The organism is Vibrio neonatus (genome assembly GCF_024346975.1).
GTDB classification, from domain to species: Bacteria; Pseudomonadota; Gammaproteobacteria; order Enterobacterales; family Vibrionaceae; genus Vibrio; species Vibrio neonatus.
Genome location: NZ_AP024885.1, coordinates 2,067,318 through 2,091,941 on the forward strand (window position 1 = coordinate 2,067,318; position 24,624 = coordinate 2,091,941).

Annotated in this window: 22 protein-coding genes and 1 other RNA gene; 14 read left to right on the top strand and 9 right to left on the bottom strand. The window is 41.7% G+C overall.

What is annotated here, in order from left to right; genetic code table 11:
• Positions 1–163: 163 nt before the first annotated feature.
• From dnaJ to grpE, 3 genes are all read right to left on the bottom strand, one after another.
• Positions 164–1,312: a molecular chaperone DnaJ gene (dnaJ, locus tag OCU38_RS09560; protein WP_023403839.1), complete on the bottom strand. Its 1,149-nt coding sequence runs from the start codon at positions 1,310–1,312 to the stop codon at positions 164–166.
• A 297-nt stretch (positions 1,313–1,609) separates the two neighbouring features.
• Positions 1,610–3,520, bottom strand: a complete 1,911-nt coding sequence (gene dnaK / locus OCU38_RS09565; protein ID WP_261822911.1) for a molecular chaperone DnaK — start codon at positions 3,518–3,520, stop codon at positions 1,610–1,612.
• 228 nt (positions 3,521–3,748) lie between these two features.
• On the bottom strand, positions 3,749–4,375 hold the full coding sequence (grpE, locus tag OCU38_RS09570; protein ID WP_261822912.1) for a nucleotide exchange factor GrpE: 627 nt from the start codon (positions 4,373–4,375) through the stop codon (positions 3,749–3,751).
• A gap of 149 nt (positions 4,376–4,524) precedes the next feature.
• On the opposite strand from grpE, the gene nadK reads away from it, so the two are divergent.
• The 3 genes from nadK (at position 4,525) to OCU38_RS09585 (ending at position 7,705) form a co-directional block, all read left to right on the top strand.
• A complete protein-coding gene (gene nadK / locus OCU38_RS09575; protein ID WP_261822913.1) occupies positions 4,525–5,409 on the top strand; it encodes an NAD(+) kinase in 885 nt (294 codons plus the stop codon).
• A 103-nt stretch (positions 5,410–5,512) separates the two neighbouring features.
• Positions 5,513–7,174 carry a DNA repair protein RecN gene (gene recN, locus OCU38_RS09580; RefSeq protein WP_261822914.1) on the top strand — a complete coding sequence of 554 codons (1,662 nt, stop codon included), beginning with the start codon at positions 5,513–5,515 and terminating at the stop codon, positions 7,172–7,174.
• 171 nt (positions 7,175–7,345) lie between these two features.
• Complete coding sequence (locus OCU38_RS09585) at positions 7,346–7,705, top strand: outer membrane protein assembly factor BamE (protein ID WP_023403834.1); 360 nt, start codon at positions 7,346–7,348, stop codon at positions 7,703–7,705.
• A 64-nt stretch (positions 7,706–7,769) separates the two neighbouring features.
• Here OCU38_RS09585 and OCU38_RS09590 read toward each other — a convergent pair whose 3' ends face one another.
• The gene (locus tag OCU38_RS09590; RefSeq protein WP_261822915.1) at positions 7,770–8,060 is read right to left on the bottom strand and encodes an RnfH family protein; all 291 of its coding nucleotides are present in this window, start codon (positions 8,058–8,060) and stop codon (positions 7,770–7,772) included.
• 6 nt (positions 8,061–8,066) lie between these two features.
• Positions 8,067–8,510, bottom strand: coding sequence for an SRPBCC family protein (locus tag OCU38_RS09595; protein ID WP_261822916.1), 444 nt, complete (start codon positions 8,508–8,510; stop codon positions 8,067–8,069).
• 102 nt (positions 8,511–8,612) lie between these two features.
• On the opposite strand from OCU38_RS09595, the gene smpB reads away from it, so the two are divergent.
• From smpB to OCU38_RS09615, 4 genes are all read left to right on the top strand, one after another.
• Complete coding sequence (gene smpB, locus OCU38_RS09600; protein WP_021712131.1) at positions 8,613–9,098, top strand: SsrA-binding protein SmpB; 486 nt, start codon at positions 8,613–8,615, stop codon at positions 9,096–9,098.
• Between the two features lie 66 nt (positions 9,099–9,164).
• Positions 9,165–9,531: a transfer-messenger RNA gene (ssrA, locus tag OCU38_RS09605) on the top strand.
• A 249-nt stretch (positions 9,532–9,780) separates the two neighbouring features.
• Positions 9,781–10,914, top strand: coding sequence for an XRE family transcriptional regulator (locus tag OCU38_RS09610; RefSeq protein ID WP_261822917.1), 1,134 nt, complete (start codon positions 9,781–9,783; stop codon positions 10,912–10,914).
• Entirely contained in the window at positions 10,911–11,411 is a 501-nt protein-coding gene (locus tag OCU38_RS09615; RefSeq protein WP_261822918.1) for a DUF4411 family protein, read from the top strand. The genes OCU38_RS09610 and OCU38_RS09615 overlap by 4 nt, the downstream gene beginning before the upstream one ends.
• Positions 11,412–11,510: 99 nt before the next feature.
• On the opposite strand, the gene OCU38_RS09620 is transcribed toward OCU38_RS09615, so the two are convergent.
• Positions 11,511–11,756: a hypothetical protein gene (locus tag OCU38_RS09620; protein WP_261822919.1), complete on the bottom strand. Its 246-nt coding sequence runs from the start codon at positions 11,754–11,756 to the stop codon at positions 11,511–11,513.
• Between the two features lie 85 nt (positions 11,757–11,841).
• Entirely contained in the window at positions 11,842–12,939 is a 1,098-nt protein-coding gene (locus tag OCU38_RS09625; protein WP_261822920.1) for a site-specific integrase, read from the bottom strand.
• A 492-nt stretch (positions 12,940–13,431) separates the two neighbouring features.
• Here OCU38_RS09625 and OCU38_RS09630 point away from each other — a divergent pair, with 492 nt between their 5' ends.
• On the top strand, positions 13,432–14,781 hold the full coding sequence (locus tag OCU38_RS09630) for a type II toxin-antitoxin system HipA family toxin (RefSeq protein ID WP_261822921.1): 1,350 nt from the start codon (positions 13,432–13,434) through the stop codon (positions 14,779–14,781).
• Entirely contained in the window at positions 14,778–15,281 is a 504-nt protein-coding gene (locus OCU38_RS09635) for a helix-turn-helix transcriptional regulator (RefSeq protein WP_261822922.1), read from the top strand. Before OCU38_RS09630 ends, OCU38_RS09635 begins: the two co-directional genes overlap by 4 nt.
• 287 nt (positions 15,282–15,568) lie before the next feature.
• On the opposite strand, the gene OCU38_RS09640 is transcribed toward OCU38_RS09635, so the two are convergent.
• Positions 15,569–15,865, bottom strand: coding sequence for a transposase (locus tag OCU38_RS09640; RefSeq protein ID WP_315972554.1), 297 nt, complete (start codon positions 15,863–15,865; stop codon positions 15,569–15,571).
• A 116-nt stretch (positions 15,866–15,981) separates the two neighbouring features.
• Between OCU38_RS09640 and OCU38_RS09645 the strand changes: the two genes are divergently transcribed.
• Positions 15,982–17,313, top strand: a complete 1,332-nt coding sequence (locus OCU38_RS09645; RefSeq protein WP_261822923.1) for an ATP-binding protein — start codon at positions 15,982–15,984, stop codon at positions 17,311–17,313.
• Positions 17,314–17,464: 151 nt separating this feature from the next.
• On the opposite strand, the gene OCU38_RS09650 is transcribed toward OCU38_RS09645, so the two are convergent.
• A complete protein-coding gene (locus tag OCU38_RS09650; protein WP_261822924.1) occupies positions 17,465–18,367 on the bottom strand; it encodes a DMT family transporter in 903 nt (300 codons plus the stop codon).
• Positions 18,368–18,457: 90 nt separating this feature from the next.
• Here OCU38_RS09650 and OCU38_RS09655 point away from each other — a divergent pair, with 90 nt between their 5' ends.
• The 4 genes from OCU38_RS09655 to OCU38_RS09670 all read left to right on the top strand — a co-directional run bounded on the left by OCU38_RS09655 (position 18,458) and on the right by OCU38_RS09670 (position 24,582).
• Positions 18,458–19,393: a LysR family transcriptional regulator gene (locus OCU38_RS09655; RefSeq protein ID WP_261822925.1), complete on the top strand. Its 936-nt coding sequence runs from the start codon at positions 18,458–18,460 to the stop codon at positions 19,391–19,393.
• A gap of 217 nt (positions 19,394–19,610) precedes the next feature.
• Positions 19,611–20,057, top strand: a complete 447-nt coding sequence (locus tag OCU38_RS09660; protein ID WP_261824271.1) for a DUF4823 domain-containing protein — start codon at positions 19,611–19,613, stop codon at positions 20,055–20,057.
• Positions 20,058–20,259: 202 nt separating this feature from the next.
• Positions 20,260–21,456, top strand: coding sequence for an efflux RND transporter periplasmic adaptor subunit (locus OCU38_RS09665; protein WP_261822926.1), 1,197 nt, complete (start codon positions 20,260–20,262; stop codon positions 21,454–21,456).
• A 3-nt stretch (positions 21,457–21,459) separates the two neighbouring features.
• Positions 21,460–24,582 (top strand): efflux RND transporter permease subunit, encoded by a 3,123-nt coding sequence (locus OCU38_RS09670; RefSeq protein ID WP_261822927.1) that lies wholly within the window; start codon positions 21,460–21,462, stop codon positions 24,580–24,582.
• Positions 24,583–24,624: the final 42 nt, after the last annotated feature.

A 24,624-nucleotide genomic window follows, 5' to 3' on the forward strand; every position in this document is an offset into this window, starting at 1 on the left:
AAAACCCTTGGCAATTATTGATGCAACGAACGCCTTTGGAGGGAACTCGCAAGCCGTCATACTTTTATAGTCGATTTTTAGGCACAAAAAAGCCAACACTAGGTTGGCCTTTGTTTGTACGCTTTTTACTGCAAGCTTGTTTACTGCGAGCTATTGCTTTTAATTAGCTAGTCAGGTCGTCAAAGAATTTCTTAACGCCATCGAAGAAACCTTTAGATTTAGGTTTATGCTTGTTGGCAGCATCACCGCCACAAGACTCTTCAAACTCTTTAAGCAGTTCTTTTTGACGAGCATTTAGCTTCACTGGCGTTTCCACCACTAGCTTCACAATCAAGTCACCTTGTGGGCCGCCACGTACGCCTTTCACACCTTTACCACGCATACGGAACATACGACCCGTTTGTGTTTCCGCCGGTACTTTTAGGCTTACTCGACCATCTAAGGTTGGGACTTCAACTTCGCCACCCAGAGCGGCCATAGTAAAGCTAACAGGGACTTCACAGTACAAGTTGCTGCCGTCACGCTCAAAGATGTGGTGCTCTTTAACATGTACTTGTACATATAAGTCACCGGTTGGAGCGCCGTGCTCTCCCGCTTCACCTTCGCCAGAAAGACGAATGCGATCGCCAGTATCAACACCGGCTGGGATCTTAACGTTAAGTGATTTAGTTTTGTGCTTGCGACCTTCACCATGACATGAGTTACAAGGATCTTTAATGATCTTGCCTTTACCATGACAGGTTGGACACGCTTGCTGAACCGCAAAGAAGCCTTGACGCATTTGTACTTGGCCGTGACCATGACAAGTGCCACAAGTTTGCGCAGAAGAACCTTTCTTAGCACCAGTGCCATCACACACGTCACAACCGACTAATGTAGGAACTTCAATTTCTTTCGAACAACCACGAACCGCTTCTTCTAAAGTCAGCTCCATGTTGTAACGTAAGTCAGCACCACGTTGCGCGCGTTGTTGACCACCGCCACGACGGCCGCCACCAAAGATATCGCCAAACACATCACCAAAGATATCGCCGAAGTCACCGCTACCGCCGCCGCCAAAGCCGCCGCCGCCGCCCATGCCACCTTGTTCAAAAGCGGCATGACCGTATTGATCGTAAGCTGCGCGTTTTTGAGAGTCTGTTAGAATCTCATACGCTTCTTTCACTTCTTTAAACTTCTCTGCTGATGCTTCATCACCGTGGTTTCTATCCGGGTGGTATTTCATCGCAAGACGTTTATAAGCTTTTTTGATATCACGCTCAGAAGCATCTCGGGCTACGCCAAGTACTTCATAAAGATCACGTTTAGACATGTGTTTCGTCACCAATTTGTTTACTGTAAACGGAGAGACCGTTTAGTGTTTATATCGATATAGATGGCGGTTCTAGGTTCTAGGTTCTAGGTTCTAGGTTCTAGGTTCTAGGTTCTAGGTTCTAAAACTATCATCTATAGCGACAACGCTTTTACAAACAGAAGGGCGTTAAGGTTTCCCTAAACGCCCAAGTTCAATATTGAAGAGCAAGTATTCCCGAGTGGGAAACTTTACTAAAGAGATCGCTATTTAATTATCTATCGTTAATCAAGCATCGACCTCTTTAATCGGGAAGAATTATTTCTTCTCGTCTTTCACTTCTTCAAATTCAGCATCAACTACGTCGTCGTCTTTAGCTTGCTCTTGGCCTGCATCAGCACCTTGTTGAGCTTGAGCTTGCTGTTGAGCGATTTCCATTAGCTTTTGAGCTGCTGTCATAAGCGCTTGAACTTTAGCGTCGATAGCTTCTTTGTCATCGCCAGACTTAACTTCTTCTAGCTCAGTGATTGCTGCTTCGATCTTAGTTTTCTCGTCAGCTGGAAGAGCGTCACCCGCTTCTTCGATTTGCTTACGAGTACCGTGGATCAATTGGTCAGCTTGGTTACGAGTAGTTACTAACTCTTCGAACTTTTTGTCCGCTTCTTTGTTAGCTTCTGCTTCTTGTACCATTTTTTCGATATCGTCGTCGCTTAGGCCACCAGACGCTTGGATAGTAATTTTTTGCTCTTTACCAGTTTGTTTGTCTTTCGCTGATACGTGCAAGATACCATCCGCATCAAGGTCGAATGTTACTTCGATTTGAGGCATACCGCGTGGTGCAGCTTGGATACCTTCTAGGTTAAATTGACCTAGAGATTTATTGTAAGACGCTTGCTTACGCTCACCTTGAAGAACGTGGATAGTTACCGCATTCTGGTTGTCTTCTGCTGTAGAGAAAACTTGGTTCGCTTTAGTTGGGATAGTGGTGTTTTTCTCAACTAGCTTAGTCATTACGCCACCCATAGTCTCGATACCTAGAGACAATGGAGTTACGTCAAGTAGAAGTACGTCAGTAACGTCACCCGCAAGTACACCACCTTGAACTGCAGCACCCATTGCTACTGCTTCATCAGGGTTAACGTCTTTACGTGGCTCTTTACCGAAGAACTCAGTTACCTTAGCTTGAACCATAGGCATACGAGTTTGACCACCTACTAGGATAACATCAGTGATGTCGCCTACAGATAAATCAGCATCCGCTAGAGCAACTTTTAGAGGCTCAAGAGAACGTTGTACTAGGTCTTCAACTAGTGCTTCTAGTTTTGCACGAGTCACTTTAACGTTCATGTGCTTAGGACCAGTCGCATCAGCGGTAACGTAAGGTAGGTTTACGTCAGTTTGAGTAGTAGAAGAAAGCTCAATTTTCGCTTTTTCTGCTGCTTCTTTAACACGTTGCATCGCTAGAGGATCGTGTTTAAGGTCGATACCTTGTTCTTTTTTGAACTCGTCAACCAAGTAGTTGATCATACGAGTATCAAAATCTTCACCACCAAGGTGTGTGTCACCGTTAGTTGCTAGAACTTCAAAGGTTTTTTCACCTTCAACTTCGTCAATCTCGATGATAGAGATATCAAAAGTACCACCACCAAGGTCATAAACTGCGATAGTGCGATCGCCGCCTGACTTGTCTAGGCCGTAAGCTAGAGCCGCTGCAGTTGGTTCGTTGATGATACGTTTAACATCAAGACCTGCAATACGACCCGCATCTTTAGTTGCTTGACGCTGTGCATCGTTGAAGTAAGCAGGAACTGTAACAACAGCGCCAGTTACTTCTTCACCAAGGAAGTCTTCTGCAGTTTTCTTCATTTTTTTCAAGATTTCAGCAGATACTTGAGGAGCAGCCATTTTTTGGCCTCTTGCTTCTACCCATGCATCACCGTTGTCAGCCTTAACAATTTTGTAAGGCATGATTTCGATATCACGCTGAACTTCTTCATCTTCAAAACGACGACCGATAAGACGCTTGATTGCAAATAGCGTGTTCTCTGGGTTTGTTACCGCTTGACGTTTAGCAGGCTGACCAACCAAAGTTTCGCCGTCTGTGTAAGCAATAACAGAAGCGGTTGTACGCTCGCCTTCTGCATTTTCGATTACGCGTGGTGCGTCACCGTCTAGAACTGAAACGCATGAGTTAGTTGTACCTAAGTCAATACCAATGATTTTACCCATCAGGCTATCTCCAAGAATTTAATTATCTGTTTCTTTATACCCCATAAATGGGGATGATTGGCTTGGTTTCAACCCCAAGCCTAAAATTTTTTAAAAGCAGTTAGCTTATGATTAATTGCTCTGCACCATAGATAGGGTCTCGATTCTATGTTTCAAGACTTCATGCAAAAAAAAACAAAAAAAGAGGCTGAAACAGCCTCTCTTATTGAGTTTAATCTATCGAAGTGATTACTTAGCAACCATAACCATAGCTGGACGAACTACGCGACCATTAAGCTCATAACCTTTTTGTAGAACAACAGTAACCATGTTGCTGTCGTGATCTGGGCTTTCAACCATAGACACTGCGTTATGCAGTTCAGGGTTAAACGCTTCACCTACAGGATTAATTTCTTTTAGGCCGTTTTTAGACACAACATCAATAAATGATTTATGCGTCATCTCGATACCTTCAAGTACTGGCTTAATCACTTCGTGCTCAGCATCTGCCGCTTCAATAGCGCGCTCTAGGTTATCAATTACTGGCAATAATTCTTCTGCAAACTTGTTGATCGCAAATTTACGAGCTTTAGACATCTCTTGCTCTGTACGACGACGCATGTTCTCAACTTCAGCTTTAGCGCGAATAACGCTATCTTGCTGCTCTTTCAAACGCGTTTCAGTTTGCAGTAAAGCCGCTTCTAACTGAGCAACTTTAGATTCTTCAATCTCTTCGGCTGTCTCAAAATACCCGTCAAGATCACCGTCATCACCGATAATTTGTGCTTCTTCAGTTGCGTCTTCTGCAACTTTTTCCGCTTCGTTCACCGCTTGCTCTAGCTCTTCTTCGTTAATCTTATTTTCTTTATCGCTCATGATTTCTCCGACATGGGTACGCTAATTTCTGAAAGTGCTATTATTTTCACAGAAATGCCCCCATAAAAATTAGCATCTAAATTCAACTTGCCTTTATTATGGGGATCATCGTTTCTGAATCAAGCCTAACCAATTATTTTGGGACTAAAATGAGTAACCAGTTCTCTACAATCGCTATTTTAGGTAAACCTCGCGACATCAGCGCCACCCAGACTCATAATGAGCTCTACCATTGGCTTGCTGAGAAAGGTTATCAAATCCTGATTGATGATCGACTTCAAGATCTTATGCCTGAGATCGACGACGCCGTATTTTGCAACTTAATGCAAATAGGCAAAAACGCCGATTTAGCTATCGTAGTCGGTGGTGACGGTAACATGTTGGGAGCGGCTCGCGTGCTTTCTCGATTTGATATTTCCGTCATTGGCGTCAACAAAGGCAACCTTGGCTTTCTTACCGATTTAGACCCAGAGGACTTTAAAGGCCCTCTTGAAGAAGTGTTGGCCGGCCAATATATAAAAGAGCAGCGATTTCTATTAGAAACAGAAATTCATCGCCACGGCTTAATCAAAGGCCAAAACTCAGCCTTAAATGAAGCAGTGCTTCACCCTGGGCAAGTTGCGCATATGATTGAATTTGAAGTTTATATTGATGATTCATTTGCCTTTACCCAGCGCTCCGATGGTTTGATTATTTCTACGCCCACTGGCTCTACCGCCTACTCACTCTCTGGCGGCGGCCCTATTTTATCCCCAAGTTTGAACACGATTTCTTTAGTGCCTATGTTCCCACACACGTTATCGAGCCGACCATTAGTTGTGGATGGAAACCGCCAAATTAAACTGGTGTTAGCACCGGATAATCGAGGTACACAAGAAGTCAGCTGTGACGGTCAGGTATCTTTACCTGTAGAACCAGGCGATGAAATTCATATTTATCGTAGCGATAATGTACTGCAATTGATTCATCCTAAAGATTATAGCTACTACCATGTTTTACGAGAAAAATTAGGCTGGTCGAGCAAACTTTTTTAATTAACAGCAAAAATTAGCAAAAAAATTCACCACCTGACTTTACTGTATGTAAAACCAGTATATACTGTTCCTATATACAGTGTTTCAGTCAATGGATTTCCGTATGCTTGCTCATCTAAGTGTTAATAATTTTGCTATCGTAAAATCACTACAAATTGAACTTCAATCCGGTATGACAACCATCACTGGTGAAACAGGCGCCGGTAAGTCTATCGCTATCGATGCTCTAAGCCTTTGTTTAGGCAGTCGTTCCGATTGTTGCATGGTGCGTCAAGGAGAAGACAAAGTCGATCTGTGCGCCAGTTTTATGGTTGAAAACAATCTAAGTGCTCAGCGTTGGTTAGAAGACAATAAACTTGCCGATGGTGGTGAATGTATCCTGCGCCGAGTAATTAGCAAAGATGGGCGCTCACGGGCTTTCATTAACGGTAATCCTGTTCCTGTATCTCAACTAAAAAGCTTAGGGCAAACACTAGTTAGCATACATGGACAGCATGCCCATCATCAGCTGTTGAAAAAAGAATACCAACTGAATCTTCTAGACCAGTATGCCGGTCACCAACACCTAATGCAGCGTGTTCAAGCGCATTACCAAGCATGGCGTCAAGCGGATAACACGCTCAAACAAACGATCAAAAATGGTCAACAGAATCTGGCACAAAAACAGCTGCTTGAATATCAAATCAATGAACTTGATGAGTTAGCCCTATCTAAAAATGAATTTTCTGAGCTAGAAGACGAACACAAGAAACTGTCTAACTGTGGTGAGCTTGTCTCTCTTAGTCAATTAAGCCTAGAGCTTATCACTGACAACGAAGAAACCAATGCCAGCACTTTGCTACACAGCGCTATGAATCAAACCCAGCAGCTGAGTGAGCTAGATAATAACCTCAGTGGCGTCAATCAAATGCTAAACGAAGCTTTAATTCAAATAGAAGAAGCATCCAGTGAACTTAGAAACTACCTCGACTCTATAGATATGGACCCTATGCGCATGAAAATGGTCGAAGACCGTTATTCACTAGTCATGTCTCTAGCTAAGAAGCACTTAGTGTTGCCAGAAGATCTTTATCAGCATCATCAAGATTTAGCCAAGCAAATCGCCATGCTAGATTGCTCTGATGAACGTATTGCACAGCTGCAATCAGATGTAGACAACAGTCATGCGAAATACCTTAAAAGCTCTGAAAAACTGAGCACTTCACGCAAGCGTTATGCCAAAGAGCTCAATAAACTCATCTCGCAAAGCATGCATCAATTAAGCATGGAAAAAGCGCAATTTGATATTTGTATCAATAGTGATGTTACCTATACCTCCCCTCTTGGCATCGATGATGTCGAGTATTTAGTCTCGGCAAATCCCGGTCAACCATTACAGCCGTTAGGTAAGGTGGCATCGGGTGGTGAGTTGTCGCGCATCTCTTTAGCCATTCAAGTGATTACGGCGCAAAAAGTTGAAACGCCAAGTTTAATTTTTGATGAAGTTGATGTAGGGATTAGTGGACCGACTGCCGCCGTTGTTGGTCAAATGCTCAGAAAACTGGGTGAAAGTACCCAGATCCTTTGTGTCACTCACCTACCTCAAGTGGCAGGTAGCGGACACCAACAAATGTTTGTGGCAAAGAAAACCAAAGCAGGCACTACCGAAACTCAAATGTTCACCCTAAATACAGAGCAGCGTGTAGAAGAGCTTGCTCGATTATTAGGTGGTAGCGAAATCACATCCACAACACTGGCCAATGCCAAAGAGTTAATGGCGGCGTAAAGGGAACTCATCTAAATATTGGTGGTCAATAATCATGAAAACTTGGGGAATGTCATGTTTTGCGTGCTCAATAATGGACAATCCCCACTCTCATGGCTGTTTCCCTATACAAGCAGGCTTAGCTTGTTTATTATCTGCCAAGTTTTATTTAGAAGTTAAAGACCTGATTATATGCAGTTTAAAAAATGGTTAATCGCAGTCCCACTAGCGCTTTCAATGCTAACGGGCTGTTCTATATTAGAGAAATTGGTGTATCGAATCGATATTAGCCAAGGCAACTTTGTCGAACAATCTGCTGTGGATAAACTGCGTGTAGGCATGTCTAAAGAGCAAGTTCGCTATGTACTCGGCTCTTCTATGTTGATAGAAAATGGTAAACCAAACAAATGGTACTACATCTATCACTTCACTAAAGGACATGAAGAACCAATACAGAAAAACCTGTTTGTTTTCTTCGGTGCTGATGATCGCTTAGAACGTATTGAAGGTGACTTTAGCCCTGGTGCTAACTTTAACCAAGCGATTCAATAGTCGTCATATCAAATACAAAGAAGGGGGAGCATAATGCTCCCCCTTCTGCTTTTTATCGCTAATTTTACTTGGCGGCTTTTTCTGCAGCCTGTTGCGCTCGCTTGCGCCTAATCTCTTTTGGATCGGCAAGCAATGGGCGGTAGATTTCAATACGATCTTTATCTCTCACCACAGCATCAAGCTTAATGTTTCGACTAAAAACGCCGACCTTATTCACGCTAAGATCAATCTCAGGAAACAAAGTTAATAAGCCTGAGCGTTCAATAATCTGCTCAACCGTTAATTCTTTGTTTACCACCAACGACACAACGCGTTGATCATCTGGTAACGCATAAACTACTTCTACATGAATCATATAAAATCAATACTCATAACACGGGTATATTTGCTTAGCTCTTTGAGTAAAAGCGCTAACCATATTAGATGTTAACTCATTAAATATTTTACCAAACGCCATCTCAATCATGCGACTTGAGAACTCAAATTCTAATTTAAGTTCAATCTTACAGGCGCCTTCATCTAAAGGGGTAAAGAACCAATCACCTTGTAAACGTTTGAACGGGCCATCCACTAAATTCATTTCAATACGACGGCCAGCATGCAACACATTATGAGTGGTAAAGGTTTTGCTAATGCCTGCTTTTGCAACATCAACAGACGCCACCATCTTATTTTCATCAGCCTCATGGACTTTAGAACCGGAACATCCAGGCAAAAATTCAGGATAGCGCGCGACATCATTGACCAAATTAAACATCTGCTCAGCGCTAAACGATACCAATGCTGAACGGGTCACCTGCGGCATAACTACTCCTCAACTACTAAATCACTAATTTTTCAGACCTTTACTCAAAACCGAGTAAAAAGAATTTCCCTATAATAAGGCAATACGTATAATGAGCCTATTATGGCAAAGAAAAAATCAAAAACCAAAGCGACTAGTAATACTATTGCGCTAAATAAAAAAGCCCGTCACGAGTACTTTATCGCAGACGAGCTTGAAGCTGGCTTAGAGCTCCAAGGTTGGGAGGTAAAATCTCTACGTCAAGGTAAAGCAAATATCGCCGAAAGCTACGTCTATTTAAAAGATGGCGAAGCCTTCATTAGTGGTATGAGCATTATCCCGCTAAACCAAGCGTCTACTCACATAGTAGCTAACCCTACTCGTATCCGTAAGCTTCTGCTTTCGCGTAAAGAGCTAGACAACCTTTTCGGTAGCATTAACCGAGACGGCATGACCCTAACAGCACTCTCTCTGTACTGGTCACGCTCGTGGGTTAAAATCAAAATCGGCGTAGCTAAAGGTAAAAAGCTACACGACAAACGAACAGATCTAAAAGATAAAGACTGGGCGCGCGATAAAGCACGAGTTATGAAGAGTAAACTGCGCTAATATTGAGCATACAGTCAGCATGGTGCTAGACAGGCTAGTCTTTTCTGGTACTATGCAAGAACACTAGGGGCTGATCTAGGATTCGACGGGAATTCTGAAGTCTGAGGTGCATGTCGTGGGGCGGTTGGCCACGTAAAAAGCCGCAAAAAAATAGTCGCAAACGACGAAAACTACGCACTAGCAGCTTAATAACCTGCTGAGAGCTCTCTTACCCTAGCTTCCGCTTTTAAGACGGGGACCAATAAGAGATCAAACCCAAAAGAGCTAGCCCGGATTCTCCCGCCTGAGAGATGAACGGCGAATTATAATTCAGGATAGTCATTTACTAGCGTGTCGGTTCGCAGGTACTTGGTGAATTTAAAGATCGACTAAGCATGTAGTACCAATGATGAATGATTTTCGGACGCGGGTTCAACTCCCGCCAGCTCCACCAATCGATTGGAAACGGTGTCATATCAATAGTTTAGGCTATTGTATGGCACCGTTTTTGTATGTGCAAGTGTCACACTTGGTGTCACACCTCCTCCCTTATTACCGTCCATATTTGCAGAGTTTGCATCCCAAAAACATGCTATTACGTGCGTAATGCTCAGTTTTTCACGATCAACTCTATTCAAATACAAGTCTATTTGTATAATGCGTTGTATAATTTATGTGTGGTAGCTAACTAGTTGAAAAGAAAATGGCAGAGCAAGCTTTAATAAATCCAAGGATAGTTACTTGGGCTAGACATCGTGCTGGTCTGAGTGAGGATTCCCTTGCTCGAAAACTAAACGTCAAGAACGTTAAGAAAGTCATTGAATGGGAATCTGGCGAGTCTAGACCCACTTTCAAGCAAGCTCAAAACATAGCTAACATCACTAGTATCCCTTTTGGTTACCTGTTCTTACCTGAACCACCTCAAGAGGAACTTCCTATACCAGATCTACGAACTGTAGCGAATAGACATGTTGATGAAGTCTCTGTCGATATGAAAGAGATCATCAAACAGGTCATGTTAAAACAGGAATGGTATAGAGACTACCTTATCAAGCTTGAAGAACCCCGCTTACCTTTTATTGGCAAATATAACGTCAATGACTCTGTGTTTGATGTAGCCCAAGATATCCGAGATACACTTGGTGTTCCTCTACCACAAAAAGGAAGCTGGGAAGAATATCATCGAACGCTTATCAAAGGTGCCGAGCAAGCTCGTATATTAGTTATGAGAAGTGGCATCGTAGGGAATAACACTCATCGTAAGCTTCAAGTCTCTGAGTTTAGAGGTTTCGCTATTAGCGATGATATTGCCCCTGTTATTTTCATCAATAGCTCTGACGCACCCACTGCTAGACTTTTTACCCTCATTCACGAGCTAGCACATCTATGGATAGGCAGTAGTGGTATATCCGACTTAGAGCATTCCCATGCTGAAGAAGAAAAGTTCTGTAATGCAGTTGCAGGAGAGTTTCTAGTACCACAAGAAGCTTTTCACCGTATTTGGAACCCTGAGCTAGGTCTGGTTACAAACTTAACAGAAATAAATCGTCAGTTGCATGTTAGTAAGCTTGCAGCAGCCAAACGAGCATTAGACTGTCGAGTTATTGATGCTGAAACCTATTGGAAGTACTACCGAGCAGAACTTAACGCTTTTAGAAACCAAAAAGGCGGAAAGGGTGACTTTAATATAAATGCTGGAGCTAAGAATAGTAAGCTTCTCTCTAGTGCAGTTGTAGCAGAAGCATTGAGCGGTAGAATGTTGCTTAGAGACGCTAGCAACCTACTCGGCATTAAGCCAAACAATATAAAAACATATGCGAGAAAACTAGCTCTATGAATTACCTGCTGGATGCAAACACCTTTATCGAAGCTAAAAACCGTTACTACTCGATGTCAATATGTCCTGGCTATTGGCAATGGATCTTACAGTCTAATGCACAAGCAGGTGTAGCGAGCATCGGTTTTATAAAGGATGAGTTAACAAATGGTAATGACGAACTAGCTCAGTGGGCGAAAGATAACCCGCATTTATTCATTGCTAATGATGATCAACCAACGCAAATAGCATATACGCAAGTAGTCCAGCATGTTATGACACTAACTCAAATGAAAAATGGCGCACAAGCTGAGTTTCTTCGAGGTGCAGATCCATGGCTTATCGCTAAAGCAATGACTACTGGCGCAAAAATAGTGACGCACGAGAAGCTTGACCGCAATATTAAACGCAAGATCCTTATTCCTAACGTTTGTGAACATTTTAGAGTTGAGTACATCGACACTTTTGAGTTGCTTCATGAACTTGAAGCTCAGTTTGTGATGGTTCCTGCCGCCTAGTCTCATCATTACTAGGTGAATAGCTGAGATCAAGTAGCTTGTTGTCATTAAACCCTAGCTGTTTGTTGATCACTTAATTTAGCACGCCTAAAGGGTTCATCATTTCACTCCCTTGTTGAACCTACGCCATGTGGAGATAGATACTCCCGCCAGTTTGCACGCTTCTATTTGAGATAGCTTGTTTTCATCTATCAGCTTGTTGGCTTTCAAGCATTTATCCACGGTCTCCTGAGTTTGTTGCTTACCTTTAAACTTGTCCTTGTGCTGCGAAATACCCTCAGCTTGGCGACGACGACGGTCTTCATAATCCTTTGATGCCATAGCAGCAAGAATATCTAGCATCATACTATTGATACCTTTCAATACAGCTTTCATAACGTCGTTGGTTAGTTCATCTGATACTGGTGACAACACCTCATAGTTTGTTGAATTATATAACTATTAAGTGTCTAGGGAAGTGGGGTCTTACCACAGCCTTGCAGCCTCTAAGCTCATTACACAAAGCAGTTTGCAGAAAGCGTTCATTGAACCACCGAGATGCATTTTTACCGTATCCATCTCTGGAAAATGACAGCTCAGGCATCAAGCGCTCATACCCTTGAGCTTTTAGATCATCGGTGTACTCAAGCAAATCTGCCTCAAGTATCTTTGGGTGGATAGGAACATAACGAACCGAACTAGGTGTTTTGACTCTCTGATCCTCTCGCTCATCAGTCACCTTAAAACACCAAATATTTTCATGCAGGTGGATGTCATTAAGATACAACTGACACACCTCATTCAACCTCATACCTGAATACATACCAATGAGCGCTAGCCATTGATAGTATTCTCTTTTTTGCATCCCACGGATAGCACCAAAACTGGCTTCTCGTGACTTATTTAGAACAACTAAGGCTTGTGCTACACGCTGCTCTTGCGCTCTCCTGGAGGCCTTGAGAGACATCCTTTCGAACGGGTTGATAGGTGAATAACTGTGACGAACTAGCCATTTCCAGATATACCCGTACAACTGAAGATGTTTATTCACTGTCGCTGCTGCTAAACCTTTTGATAAAAGGGCGTTTTTTATCTTGTTAGCTAACTGCCTAAGGTCTGAGGAATGATAACTTTCAAGATCAGATGCCTTGGGTATCCATGTATAAAGTAGCTGGATCTTTCGAAGAGCATCTTCTTCACTTTTGTTAGTCCATACCCTTTCCAGTCTTTTTTGAACCAACCATTCATCAATACATTTAGATAGTTTGAACCGAACCGTTCTGGCTTTGCGCTTTGAACGACCTGATAACGTTTTACCATCACGAGTAGAGGTATGAATGCTCTTGATCTTCTCAACTGCAAGAACTGCATCTAGGGCTTCATCTGAGGAAAAATAATGATGAACCTCGTTATCTATCAAAGCCGATAGATAACTGGCTTTTCGTTTACATTTTGTTTTGAGAGAAGTCCGAACCGAACGGTTCTCGACTAATGAACTTTGTAGTTTACTCTGTGCGTAATACACACTATTTCGTTTTAAAAGTGTCACAGTTGGTGTCCCACATACAGTAAAAGTGAGACACCGCTTCCCCTAAGTCAGCCATAAATGCCTGACAAAATGACAGTTTTCGGACGCGGGTTCAACTCCCGCCAGCCCACCAATCGATTGGAACGGGACATCTCAGGATGTCCCGTTTTTGTATCTAAAGCCTTGTTTTACATAGTATTACAACCCTAATTCAACTAATCCAATCCCACCGAGCCCCGCTCCCTTTGTTCCCCATTGTATTCCCCTCTACTCATTGCTAATTTCTTTGGGGGATTACCCTAGAGCTACCTCCTCCCTTTCTGATACAAAAATCAGTTCGAAAATCTTCAAAACCTATTCAAATCATCACCCTTCCTCATAACTAAAGTAGTAATGATTACTTTAGGTTACAAAAACCTCTAAAATTTAGATTTGTGAGTAATTAAAGTTACACAATTTGAAATTCAGCACCTTTATGAGTAAAATAGTGCACATAAAGATCTGGAGATAGCTATGGAATCACTCACTATACAAGCTTACATACTAGAGCAATGGACTGATATAGCTTGTGTTACCTTCCCTAAAAGTAATGAAGGCAACTTCATAACCACAGAAGTTCATTACCTAAACGAATATGCTATAGAAAACTTCGAGAAAGATGACAACCATGCCGTTTCACTTAATCACCCTGTTAATTTCTTCTTTGACGATAAAGGGCGCTCAGGGTGGCTGAGGTTTCTCGATGACATAATACCGAGTGGAGCGAGTAGACGTTACTGGGTCAAGCAACTGGATATTGGAGATCTAGCTATTGACCAGCAAGATTTCATCCTTTTGAAGTATGGAACTATCTCTCCAGTTGGTAATTTGAGAATAAAGGAATCACTACCAAAGCGGACTGAAAAATCAGATTCACTGTCCTTTACCCTTAATGATGTAATCGATAGAGCTAGTGATTTTTTAGATTACGCACAAGAAAGGGGAGCTGCAGCTGGAGGGGCTACTGGTGCAGGAGGTGAAGCTCCAAAACTACTACTGCGTTACTCCCCAAAAGGGCAAATCTGGATTGACAGTTATCAAGATGACGTTACTAATCAAGATTTATATTATCTAGTAAAGTATCCGCGAGGATCTAGAGGGAAAACTGACAGCAATATTTTACGAGCTGAATATTGTTACTATCATGAGTTAACAAGCATGGGAATCGATACTATTCCAATAGAATCGATGCGATTAGAAGAAGGCGAAAATTACCCTTCTCTCTGGTTACCAAGATTTGATATCTATGTAGATGATAAGCAACACATGCAGCGCTATGCCATGGAGTCGGTTTACTCAATTTTAAATAAAGGACCAGGTAGCCTTCTTGACCATGAGGATACTATTAGACAACTGATTGATAAAATTATAAATAGTCATATGGTTACTGAACAAGGCTATCAATTTAACATCCAAGAATTTGTTATTGAATGGGTAAAAAGGGACTTACTCAATATCATATTTGGCAATAGCGATAACCATGGTAGAAATACTTCTTTCATCAAAAAAGAAGGTTATATAAAACTTGCTCCAGTCTATGATTTTGCTCCAATGAAAGCAGACCCAGAAGGAATACCTAGAGCTACCAAGTGGGAATCACCTTTAGAGGTAGGAGGTGAGTATGATTTTGACGGTATCGCGACTTCACTGTCAGATTTAGTTCCTAAAGAGACTCTATTAAAAGAACTTAAAGCGCTTGCACAAAACTGTCTTACTTTAAAAGAAAGGTTAGAAGAAAGAGGAACACCAAAGCAGATTTTGGATATGCCTGGTATAGGTATGGATTTCATTGCGGCAAAACTTGGTAAATGGGGGCTGATATGAGTTCTAACACTGACAGTTTAAACCGATTAGATCGGCTTTCTCTAAACACTTCGGCAGAATCTGTGCATGATGCAATCTCCCGACTTCGTTTGAATAAAGAACACTTAAGTACGGCAATTACAATACCAAAAGAGCATGCTCAAACCTCGATTGGTCAGATTGAAAAAGTGGCAAAGCGTACGCCTAAAAACGTACAACCAATATCAGTATCAGAAAGAAAATATAAGATAAATAGAGTTATTAGATCGTTGCTTATGAACGAACTAACACAAGGATTAGCTCTCAAGGAGCTTAGGATAAACGTGTTAGGTGTCAAACAAGATACTTTTGCCAAAATGGTTGGGGTTTCCAGAAAAACTATATCTGAGATTGAGAATGATCGAGGTACTTTCAAAACTGATATTCTCGATAAAGTATTCAAGCCGTTTGGACTAAAAGTAGGGCTAGTACCTGTATCGACTAACCTACTAAATTTAGCACTTAGCAGCCATGACGACTAAATGTTGAGATATAAACAAAGCTTAAATTTTGATGTTATTATTCAATAGACCATTATGAGTACGATCCGTTACATTAAAGGTGAAAAACCTATTTAGTGAGTGGTTTTAGTTACACAGATAAATTTTTAACAATGATATATGCTGCTTTTATCAAGCGAGAAAAAATCATTAGATTTTCAGAAAAAAGATACAACCAGTTCGGTTGGCTTTAATTCTAATAGGAAAGCATATCGAAATTAAAGCTAACCAAATTACCGAGGCTGTAACAGATTCTGTGTAATTGCCATTTAGTTAATGTGCTTTTCGAGACGTTCCTCGAACTCGATAATAAACCGACTCATACCCTGACGCCAGTTTTGAATGGGCATCGTCCATTTCTTGCTGGCGTCTTTGATCGCTAGGTATACCATTTTCGTTGCAGCCTCATCGTTTGGGAAGATCTTCCGCTTTTTTAGTGCTTTACGTATCACGCTGTTGAGAGATTCAAACAAAAAATGAGAGCAACGGCATTCTTGATGAAGAAGATTGGTAATATCGTAATTTCCCAAGTGTATAAAATCAAAAATCAACATTTTAATGCGCATACAAAAGAATCATTACCACACTTTTATGCGCATAAAAGTGTGGTATAGAAACACAAATAAGCGCATTAATATGGTAGAGTGAGATTAAGCGTAACCAAAAATACGGGCAATATGGTATGAAGCGATCAATCTTAGACAAACTGCTGAGCTGGAAAAATAAACCATCAAGAAAGCCACTCTTGATCGATGGTGCCAGACAGACGGGTAAAACTTATCTGTTACAGGAACTACTAGGTCAAAATTTTAACAAGGTGATAAGAATTGATTTCTTAGAAGAGCCGCAATTCAGAGAAGCATTTTCTAACTCTCTAAATCCTGACGATATCATTACCAATATTGAACTATTAACGGGAGAGGTATTTAACCTCGCTACTGATCTACTGATCCTCGATGAGATAGGTGAGTGTCCAAAAGCGGTCACTGCCTTGAAGTATTTTGCCGAAAAAGCACCCCAAGCTTATATCGCTGCAAGTGGCTCTAACATTGGCTTACTTACATCCTTTCCTGTCGGTAAGGTTGAACAACACAACTTAAGACCATTAACGTTTAAAGAGTTTCTATGGGCAAGTGAAGAAAAGCCACTCATTAAAGCATTTGAGCAGCAAATGAACTCTGAAGTTGCGCATACAAAGCTATTCGATCTGCTTACTGATTATTACTTTGTGGGTGGAATGCCCGAAGCTGTTGATGCGTGGTTTACTCATTCAGACAGGAGTATCATTGAACGAACGGAGCTTGTTTCAGACGTTCACAGCAACTTAATTCAAGGTTACTTACGAGACTTTGGCAAATACTCGGATAAAGTCGATGCCACACTTATAGAGTCCGTATTCAGAAACATTCCTTCACAGTTATCGTCAGTATTTGATGATTCAGTAAAACGTTTCAAGTTTAAAGGCGTCCATCAGCGTAAATCTCGATATGCTGAATACGAAAGTGCCATTACATGGCTACATAAATGCAGGCTAACCTTGAAGAATTACCCTATAGATGGGCAACCTAGATCGCCCTTATCAGCCTATCAAAAAGAGAATGCTATAAAGCTGTTTCTATTTGATGTAGGACTACTTAATCACATGCTCACGACAAGTTACCGTGAAATAAAGCAACAGGGGTACGAATACAAAGGCTACGTTGCTGAAAACTTTGTTCAACAAGAACTTGCAGCACTAGGCTACGAACCGACTTTTTCATGGGGGGATGCTAGAGCTGAGATTGAGTTTGTCATTGCCGATGAGGTTGGTCGTATAATTCCTATAGAAGTAAAGAGCGGCAAAAGGACTCGTGCTAGGTCACTGCAATCCTATATAACGAAGTGTAAGCCACACAAGACAATCAAGTTAACAGGAACACAAGGCTCCAATGCACTAGAGCAAGACAATGTTGTAATGCCTTTGTATTACACACAATACTTGAACGATCACCTTAAGGTTCCGATAGAGAATTAACCATACTTTATTGCATCATGCTATATGGAGGCACAAGTTGGTGGAATTGGAACAGATAGATCAGGTGCCATGATGTTCTTATCCGAAGCTAATTGGACTAGATGTTGCTGACGTTGAATTGCGATATTTTGACCAATTTCCAACCTTAATTCTAGGATTTTATCTTTATCGAAGTCATCAACACACAAATTAGGATAATCAGTCCTCCAAACAATTGTATTACACTCAAAGATTCGTCAAGCCAGAGCATCGCGAATGCTGCTCCGAATAATGGCTCACTCCCCATCAATAAAGAAACACGTGTCGGCGAGGTTCGGCGGACAGCGTAGTTCTGTACGAAAAATGCAAACAGCGTGCAGCACAACACCAAATAAAGCAGAATCAACCAAAATTTTGGCTGTTCAGGCAGAATCAGTTGATTCACAGGTAAATAGATACTTGCTACTAACAATGTGACTAAAGCGACCGTTAATGACTGTAAGGAAGTAAGCGTACTTGTGGTGATTGATTTACCCTCGATTAAGCATTTAGTTGTCGTAACCATTATTGCCCTCAATACTGCCGCACCTAAAATAAAGTAATCACCGACATTTAAGTTATATGTATTACGGGGTTGATAGGTAAGCAAGAAAACACCCAACACACTAGCAAAACTCATCCCCCATAAAAGTAACGACACCTTTTTCTTGTTGATTAATAGTTCTGCAAACGTCGTAAAGATCACCGATAAGCTAATCAAAAAAGCGGCATTAGATGCTGATGTCTGTGATACACCAAAAACTTCGCAAAAGAAGATCGCAGATAAAACCAAGCCTGTGGGGATAGCGACTTTCCAATCTCTATTAAGATCTTGCTTAAAGTCCCTTATCACAACGGGTAGCATCACCAGAAAGGTCAATAAAAAACGTAATATGATAAAAACTAAAACGCTAGAATAAGCTAATGCCTCCTTAGTTAGCCCGTAACTGGTTCCCCAGAAAATCGCAACTAGAAGTAACATTGGCTCAGTAAATGATATGGTATTTCGCTGTTCTCGAAGTGATTTGACTAGCATTCCTCATCTTCCTTTATCTATTGACGGTATCAGTATCCGAAACTAACCTCAGAAGAACAATCCATTGAATGTGCAAAGGAATTTTGCGTTTTGAACATAAATCAGATGATTTCTTTGCTGCCAGAAATGGCTATTTTTGTTCATGTTGCTGAGTCTGAAAGTTTCTCCAGTACCGCTAAGTCTTTAGGAGTAGCACCTTCATCTGTGAGCCGCTCTGTCACTCGACTTGAAAATGCTCTAGAGCAAAAGTTATTGCATCGCACCACCAGAAAAATGCGCTTAACCCATAAAGGCGAGGAAATTTATCATATATGCCGTGACATAATGAAAAGTGCAAAGCTTGTGACAAATGCAGTTAAATCAGACAATGCAAAGATTAGTGGAGCTTTGAAAGTTGCCGCGCCAAAAGCGCTTGCTAAACAAGTTTTAATGCCTGCCATCCTAGATTTTATGACACTGCACCCTAATGTGGATTTTCAACTCAATGTCACAGACCAACCTATTGATTTAATTCGTGATGATATTGATTTACTGATTCATATTACTGATACTCCCATTGAAGCAATGGTGGGAAAAGTTTTAGCAGAATGCCGATTAATTATGTGTGCTAGCCCAGCGTATATTACTCAATATGGTGAACCTCTATCCCCACAGCATCTACTGAAACATAATTGCTTATGCCTTGGTGAAGATCTTAAAGATCGCAATTGGAAGTTAACTTCGTCGAACCAAACTTGTTCTATTAATGTGGAGGGAACGTTTCATGTCAATCATAGTGAAATTCGAAGAGAAGCAGTCTTACGTGGTCTAGGTATTTCTATTTTCCCTGAATTTTCTATTCAGCAATATATTCATTCTGGTGAGGTTGTGCCTTTATTAAGTGACTGGCGTATCAGTGGTAATTACCAAGGCGAGATTATCGCGCAGTATCCACAATCAAAATATTTACCGACTCAATTAACACACTTTGTAAAATATTTAGTAGAGTATTTTCAAAGAAAAAATAGCGAGAAAAATCAACCCTAATTTAAATTATTTATTGCAAGAAAGCTCTGGCAAGCTTAGAGCTAACCCCTTTCACATACTATAGCCAAGTCACTTTGTAACATTAGCAAAAATGGTAAACTGAAATCAGGGTAAATTAATCTAAATAGGATTTTATATGAAATTAAAGGCATTACTATTTTCCTTGTTGCTCCTTCCTTTTTTATGGGGTTGCGCTGACTCTCACAATCTTGAATTAATGGCATTAAATACCAATATTAAGCTGAAGTCAGGAGACTCTGTGTACATTGCACAGTCAAAAGATGGCATATATGGTAGCAAACACTATCAAGGTTCAGGTCAGATGGTAAACCAAGTCATTCAAGCTGAGCTGCTCACTAAGCTAAACCATATAGACACCGCAACGGCGTATAGTTCTTATAAAGATACTATTCAGTACGCCACCGAAAATAACTATGACTTCCTTATTTACCCAACCATTTTACACTGGGAAGATCGTGCGACGGAATGGTCTGGTATCCCTGATAAAGTGAAATTAAAAATAACGATTATTGACTTAAAAACCCATACCGAAGTAAAAACGGGCATTATTGACGGGCAGAGTGGCCTTGCTACATTAGGAGGAGATCACCCACAAGATTTATTACCAGAACCTATCAAGGCATTTATGCAAGACGTCCTATAAGAAGCCACCAATGTCGACAAGCATTAAACTATAAACGGAAAGCACCGCCCTCTAAAATAGCGGTGTTTTTTTATTCCTGTTCAAAAAAGACAGACTCCCCCTATTTTTTGAGATTTCCGCCCCCTTAACCCACACTTAACCATTGAATTGCTATGCTATTTTTATACTTGGGTTATATCTATCATTGAAAGGTGCTATCTATATGTCTTTATCTAAATCGCTAAGAGTTTCTTGGTGCTTACTACTCTCTGTTCTTTTGCTTGGTTGTGGGGAGCAAGGTCGAGATCACAGACCGCCACAGGGCCCTTTACATGTGGATGTGTTGACCTTAACGCCGACTACATTGCGTTTGACTCGTGAATTACCGGGCCGTGTTACTGCGTTAAAGCAAGCTGAAGTACGACCTCAAGTAACTGGCATTTTACAAAGCCGCCTTTATAAAGAAGGCAGCCAAGTGCAGGCTGGTGATGTGCTGTATCAGATAGACCCATCAACTTACCAATCAACGGTAAAAAGTGCTCAAGCTCAGCTAACTAAAGCATTGGCGAGTGAAGCATCGAGTAAGAAAACGGCCGACCGTTATGCTCAGTTATTAAAGAAAAAACTGACCAGTCAGCAAAATTATGATGATGCCGATGCCGCTTATCAAGAAGCTAAAGCTGAAGTGGCTATTCGCCAAGCTGATCTTGATTATGCCAACCTAGAGCTCTCTTATACTCAAATTAAAGCACCTATCTCAGGTCAAGTGGGCTTATCTCAAGTTTCGGAAGGTTCACTACTTACGGCTCAACAAGCCTCTTATCTGACGACGATTATTCAAACATCAAACGTTTATATTGATATGCAGCAATCTTCGCTGGCACTTTCTAAGATCAAACAAACGTTTGCAGAGTTAGATAAAAAACCAAAAAATATCCCTATCTCAATCATTTTAGAAGACGGCACTACTTACGATCAAACAGCGTATTTAGAGTTCTCTAGCACAAAAGTGTCTAACTCAACCGGTACTGTTACCTTACGTGCGATTGTGGCAAACCCACAAAACCGCCTGTTAGATGGCATGTATGTACGTGCTCACATTGCCCTACCAGAAGCGCGTGATTACTTAGTTGTACCGCAATCTGTTGTGGTAAGAAGTCAATCAGGTCAGCCTTTTATCTTTACTGTTGACCAAAACAATAAAACCGTTAAAAAATCAGTCGTGTTAGGTGATGAAGTCGATAACGGTTGGATTGTTGAAGAAGGCCTGGTTGCCGGTGAGAAAGTTGTAATCAGCAACCTAAGCAACATAAAAAATGACATTGCCGTGGTTATCGATAGTGGCTCCGATGACGCGCAATCAGCGTCGGATTCTCAGTCTGCACCTGCGCCTCAGTCTGCACCAGCAGTAGAGGAGTAAGTCATGTCTCTTTCTAGATTTTTTATTCAAAGGCCTATTTTTGCTTGGGTAATTGCCATTGTCATTATGCTCACGGGTATCATTTCAATTGTCACATTACCGGTTGCACAATACCCAAGTATTGCGCCACCAGCGGTGACGATTTCAGCCTCCTACCCGGGCGCATCCGCTAAAGCGATTGAAGACAGTGTGACGCAAGTTATTGAGCAAAGTATGACAGGCCTTGATAACTTGCTGTATATGTCATCCACCAGTGACTCTGCTGGTAACGCTAGCATTACCTTGACCTTTAGTGCCGATACCGACCCTGACACCGCTCAAGTACAAGTGCAAAACAGTTTACAACAAGCGACCAACCGCTTGCCAACTGCGGTGCAAAACCAAGGTACAAAAGTAACAAAGAGTACTTCTGGCTTTATGTCAGTGACCAACCTTTACTCTCCTGATGGCAGTATGAGCGCGGCGGATATTCAAGACTACGCCAATACTAGCCTCAAAGATGTACTTAGTCGCGTAAGTGGCGTGGGCAGTGTGACTGTATTTGGTCCTTCTTACGCTATGCGTATCTGGCTTGATCCTGCCAAACTAAATAGCTACAGCCTAACCCCTGTCGATATTTCTAGCGCAGTATCAGTACAAAATAGCCAAGTAACTGTAGGTCAACTCGGGGGAACTCCCGCGATTGACTCACAGCTAATCAATGCCACTATTACCGCTCAGAGCTTATTGACAACTGTTGACCAGTTTAAAGACATCCTTATTAAAGTTGACGCAGATGGCTCACAGATAAAACTTAAAGATGTGGCTCGTGTAGAGCTTGCCAGTGAAGATTCATCTATGATCCCTAGCTATCAAGGGTTAGAAGCATCTGGTATTGCGATTACGCTAGCAACGGGGGCAAACTCGTTAGATACACAAGCGGCGGTTGATGCAAAACTAGCGCAACTAGAAAAAGGCTTTCCTGAAGGCTTAGCTATGGTTAAGTCAATGGACAGCAACTCGTTTATCCGTCTGTCGATTAGTGAAGTAGTAAAAACGCTATTTGAAGCTGTAGGCCTTGTATTTTTGGTCATGCTGCTGTTTTTACAAAACCTTCGCGCAACCTTAATCCCAACCATTGCAGTACCAGTCGTGCTACTTGGCACCTTTGCTATCATGTCTGCACTTGGCTTCTCTATCAATACCTTAACCATGTTTGGTTTAGTGCTCGCCATCGGCTTACTGGTTGATGATGCCATCGTTGTAGTAGAAAACGTAGAACGAATCATACATGAAGAGAACTTATCGCCATTAGAAGCCACCAAAAAGTCTATGGATCAGATCACCAGTGCTCTGATTGGTATCACTATGGTGCTGTCGGTAGTATTCATCCCAATGGCCTTTATGTCTGGCTCAACCGGGGTAATTTATAAGCAGTTCTCCTTAACCATAGTGTCAGCAATGGTGCTTTCGGTCATCGTGGCGCTGGTCTTAACGCCAGTACTTTGTGCAACGCTACTTAAACCAACCAAAAGTGAGTCAAAACTCAAATTCTTTGGCGCTTTCAACCGCTTCTATGACAAGTTGTCATCGAAGTACCGTGGTTCAATTAATCATGTACTGCTGCGCCCTGCCCGCTTTATTTTGATATACATCGTTTTAGTCGGCGGTATGGCGTACATGTACCATTCCTTACCTAGCTCTTTCTTACCCAATGAAGACCAAGGTGACTTTGTTGTCATGGTGCAAGCCCCAACAGGTACAACGCTAGCCCAAACCCAAAAAGTGATGTTAGACGTTAAAGATTACCTTGAACAAGAAGAAGCAAACACTGTAAGTCATGTATTTACCGTGGCAGGCTTTAACTTCTCTGGTAAAGGTCAAAACGCAGGTATGGGGATCATTAGCCTTAAAGATTGGAGCGAAAGGACCACACCAGATACCAGTCTTGATGCTGTACTGCAGCGATTCATGGGCCATTTCTCTGGTTACAAAGATGCGAAAGTATTTGCCTTTGGTAGTCCAGCTATCAGGGAATTAGGTCAATCAACAGGTTTTGACTTCTACCTAGAAAACGTCGGTTCTTTAAGTCACAACGAGCTGATTGCCATGCGTAATCAACTATTAGGTAAAATGGCGCAAAGTCCGATTTTACAAAACATCCGACCAAACGGATTAGAAGATACTGCGCAACTGTTCTTAGATATTGATTACGAAAAAGCAAAAGTGCTGGGCATTTCTATCTCTGATATTAACCAATCACTGTCTATTGCTTGGGCTTCCTCTTATGTAAATGACTTTATAGACCGCGGTCGCTCGAAAAAAGTTTACATTCAAGCTGACGCTCAATATCGCATGACTCCAGAAGATCTCGATTTATGGTTTGTACGAAATAACCAAGGCGAAATGGTGCCAATTTCAGCCTTTAGTACAACCCATTGGGGACAAGGTTCACCGCAGTTAACTCGTTACAACGGTAACTCTGCTATCGAAATCTTAGGTGAAGCCGCTCCTGGTTACAGCTCAGGAGAAGCGATGGATGAAATTGAACGCCTTGCAGCGGAACTGTCAGACCAAGTTCAAGTGAGCTGGACAGGCATGTCATACCAAGAGAAAGAAGCGGGTAACCAAGCTCCTATCTTATATGGCATCTCTATCTTAATGGTATTCCTATGTTTGGCCGCGCTTTATGAAAGCTGGACAATCCCGATTGCGATTATTCTTATCGTGCCATTGGGCATACTTGGCGCACTGTGTGCCATTACCTTACGTGGCCTTGAGAATGACGTCTACTTCCAGGTAGGGGTATTGACCACCATAGGTTTGACCGCTAAAAATGCCATCTTAATCGTAGAGTTTGCCAAAGAATTGTATGAAAAAGGCGTTAACTTGCTAGATGCAACCGTACAAGCGTGTGAAATGCGATTGCGCCCAATCATCATGACCTCGCTGGCATTTGGCTTAGGTGTATTGCCACTGGCGATCAGTACCGGCGCAGGGGCCAATGCCCGAAATGCTATCGGCACCTCGGTAATGGGCGGCGTAATGGCGGCAACCTTCTTGGTTATCTATTTTGCACCACTGTTCTTTGTCTTAATTCTTAGAATGATAAGATCAATAAAAGCCAAACAAATAGAAGCGAAATAGTACAAATAGAGTGAGCGTTATGTTCACTCTATTTACTAGACA

Bases quoted from the DNA above. Each gene is read 5' to 3' on its own strand.
- dnaJ (WP_023403839.1), bottom strand. From the start codon at position 1,312: ATGTCTAAACGTGATCTTTATGAAGTACTTGGCGTAGCCCGAGATGCT.
- dnaK (WP_261822911.1), bottom strand. From the start codon at position 3,520: ATGGGTAAAATCATTGGTATTGACTTAGGTACAACTAACTCATGCGTT.
- grpE (WP_261822912.1), bottom strand. From the start codon at position 4,375: ATGAGCGATAAAGAAAATAAGATTAACGAAGAAGAGCTAGAGCAAGCG.
- nadK (WP_261822913.1), top strand. From the start codon at position 4,525: ATGAGTAACCAGTTCTCTACAATCGCTATTTTAGGTAAACCTCGCGAC.
- recN (WP_261822914.1), top strand. From the start codon at position 5,513: ATGCTTGCTCATCTAAGTGTTAATAATTTTGCTATCGTAAAATCACTA.
- OCU38_RS09585 (WP_023403834.1), top strand. From the start codon at position 7,346: ATGCAGTTTAAAAAATGGTTAATCGCAGTCCCACTAGCGCTTTCAATG.
- OCU38_RS09590 (WP_261822915.1), bottom strand. From the start codon at position 8,060: ATGATTCATGTAGAAGTAGTTTATGCGTTACCAGATGATCAACGCGTT.
- OCU38_RS09595 (WP_261822916.1), bottom strand. From the start codon at position 8,510: ATGCCGCAGGTGACCCGTTCAGCATTGGTATCGTTTAGCGCTGAGCAG.
- smpB (WP_021712131.1), top strand. From the start codon at position 8,613: ATGGCAAAGAAAAAATCAAAAACCAAAGCGACTAGTAATACTATTGCG.
- OCU38_RS09610 (WP_261822917.1), top strand. From the start codon at position 9,781: ATGGCAGAGCAAGCTTTAATAAATCCAAGGATAGTTACTTGGGCTAGA.
- OCU38_RS09615 (WP_261822918.1), top strand. From the start codon at position 10,911: ATGAATTACCTGCTGGATGCAAACACCTTTATCGAAGCTAAAAACCGT.
- OCU38_RS09620 (WP_261822919.1), bottom strand. From the start codon at position 11,756: ATGATGCTAGATATTCTTGCTGCTATGGCATCAAAGGATTATGAAGAC.
- OCU38_RS09630 (WP_261822921.1), top strand. From the start codon at position 13,432: ATGGAATCACTCACTATACAAGCTTACATACTAGAGCAATGGACTGAT.
- OCU38_RS09635 (WP_261822922.1), top strand. From the start codon at position 14,778: ATGAGTTCTAACACTGACAGTTTAAACCGATTAGATCGGCTTTCTCTA.
- OCU38_RS09640 (WP_315972554.1), bottom strand. From the start codon at position 15,865: ATGCGCATTAAAATGTTGATTTTTGATTTTATACACTTGGGAAATTAC.
- OCU38_RS09645 (WP_261822923.1), top strand. From the start codon at position 15,982: ATGAAGCGATCAATCTTAGACAAACTGCTGAGCTGGAAAAATAAACCA.
- OCU38_RS09650 (WP_261822924.1), bottom strand. From the start codon at position 18,367: ATGCTAGTCAAATCACTTCGAGAACAGCGAAATACCATATCATTTACT.
- OCU38_RS09660 (WP_261824271.1), top strand. From the start codon at position 19,611: ATGGCATTAAATACCAATATTAAGCTGAAGTCAGGAGACTCTGTGTAC.
- OCU38_RS09665 (WP_261822926.1), top strand. From the start codon at position 20,260: ATGTCTTTATCTAAATCGCTAAGAGTTTCTTGGTGCTTACTACTCTCT.
- OCU38_RS09670 (WP_261822927.1), top strand. From the start codon at position 21,460: ATGTCTCTTTCTAGATTTTTTATTCAAAGGCCTATTTTTGCTTGGGTA.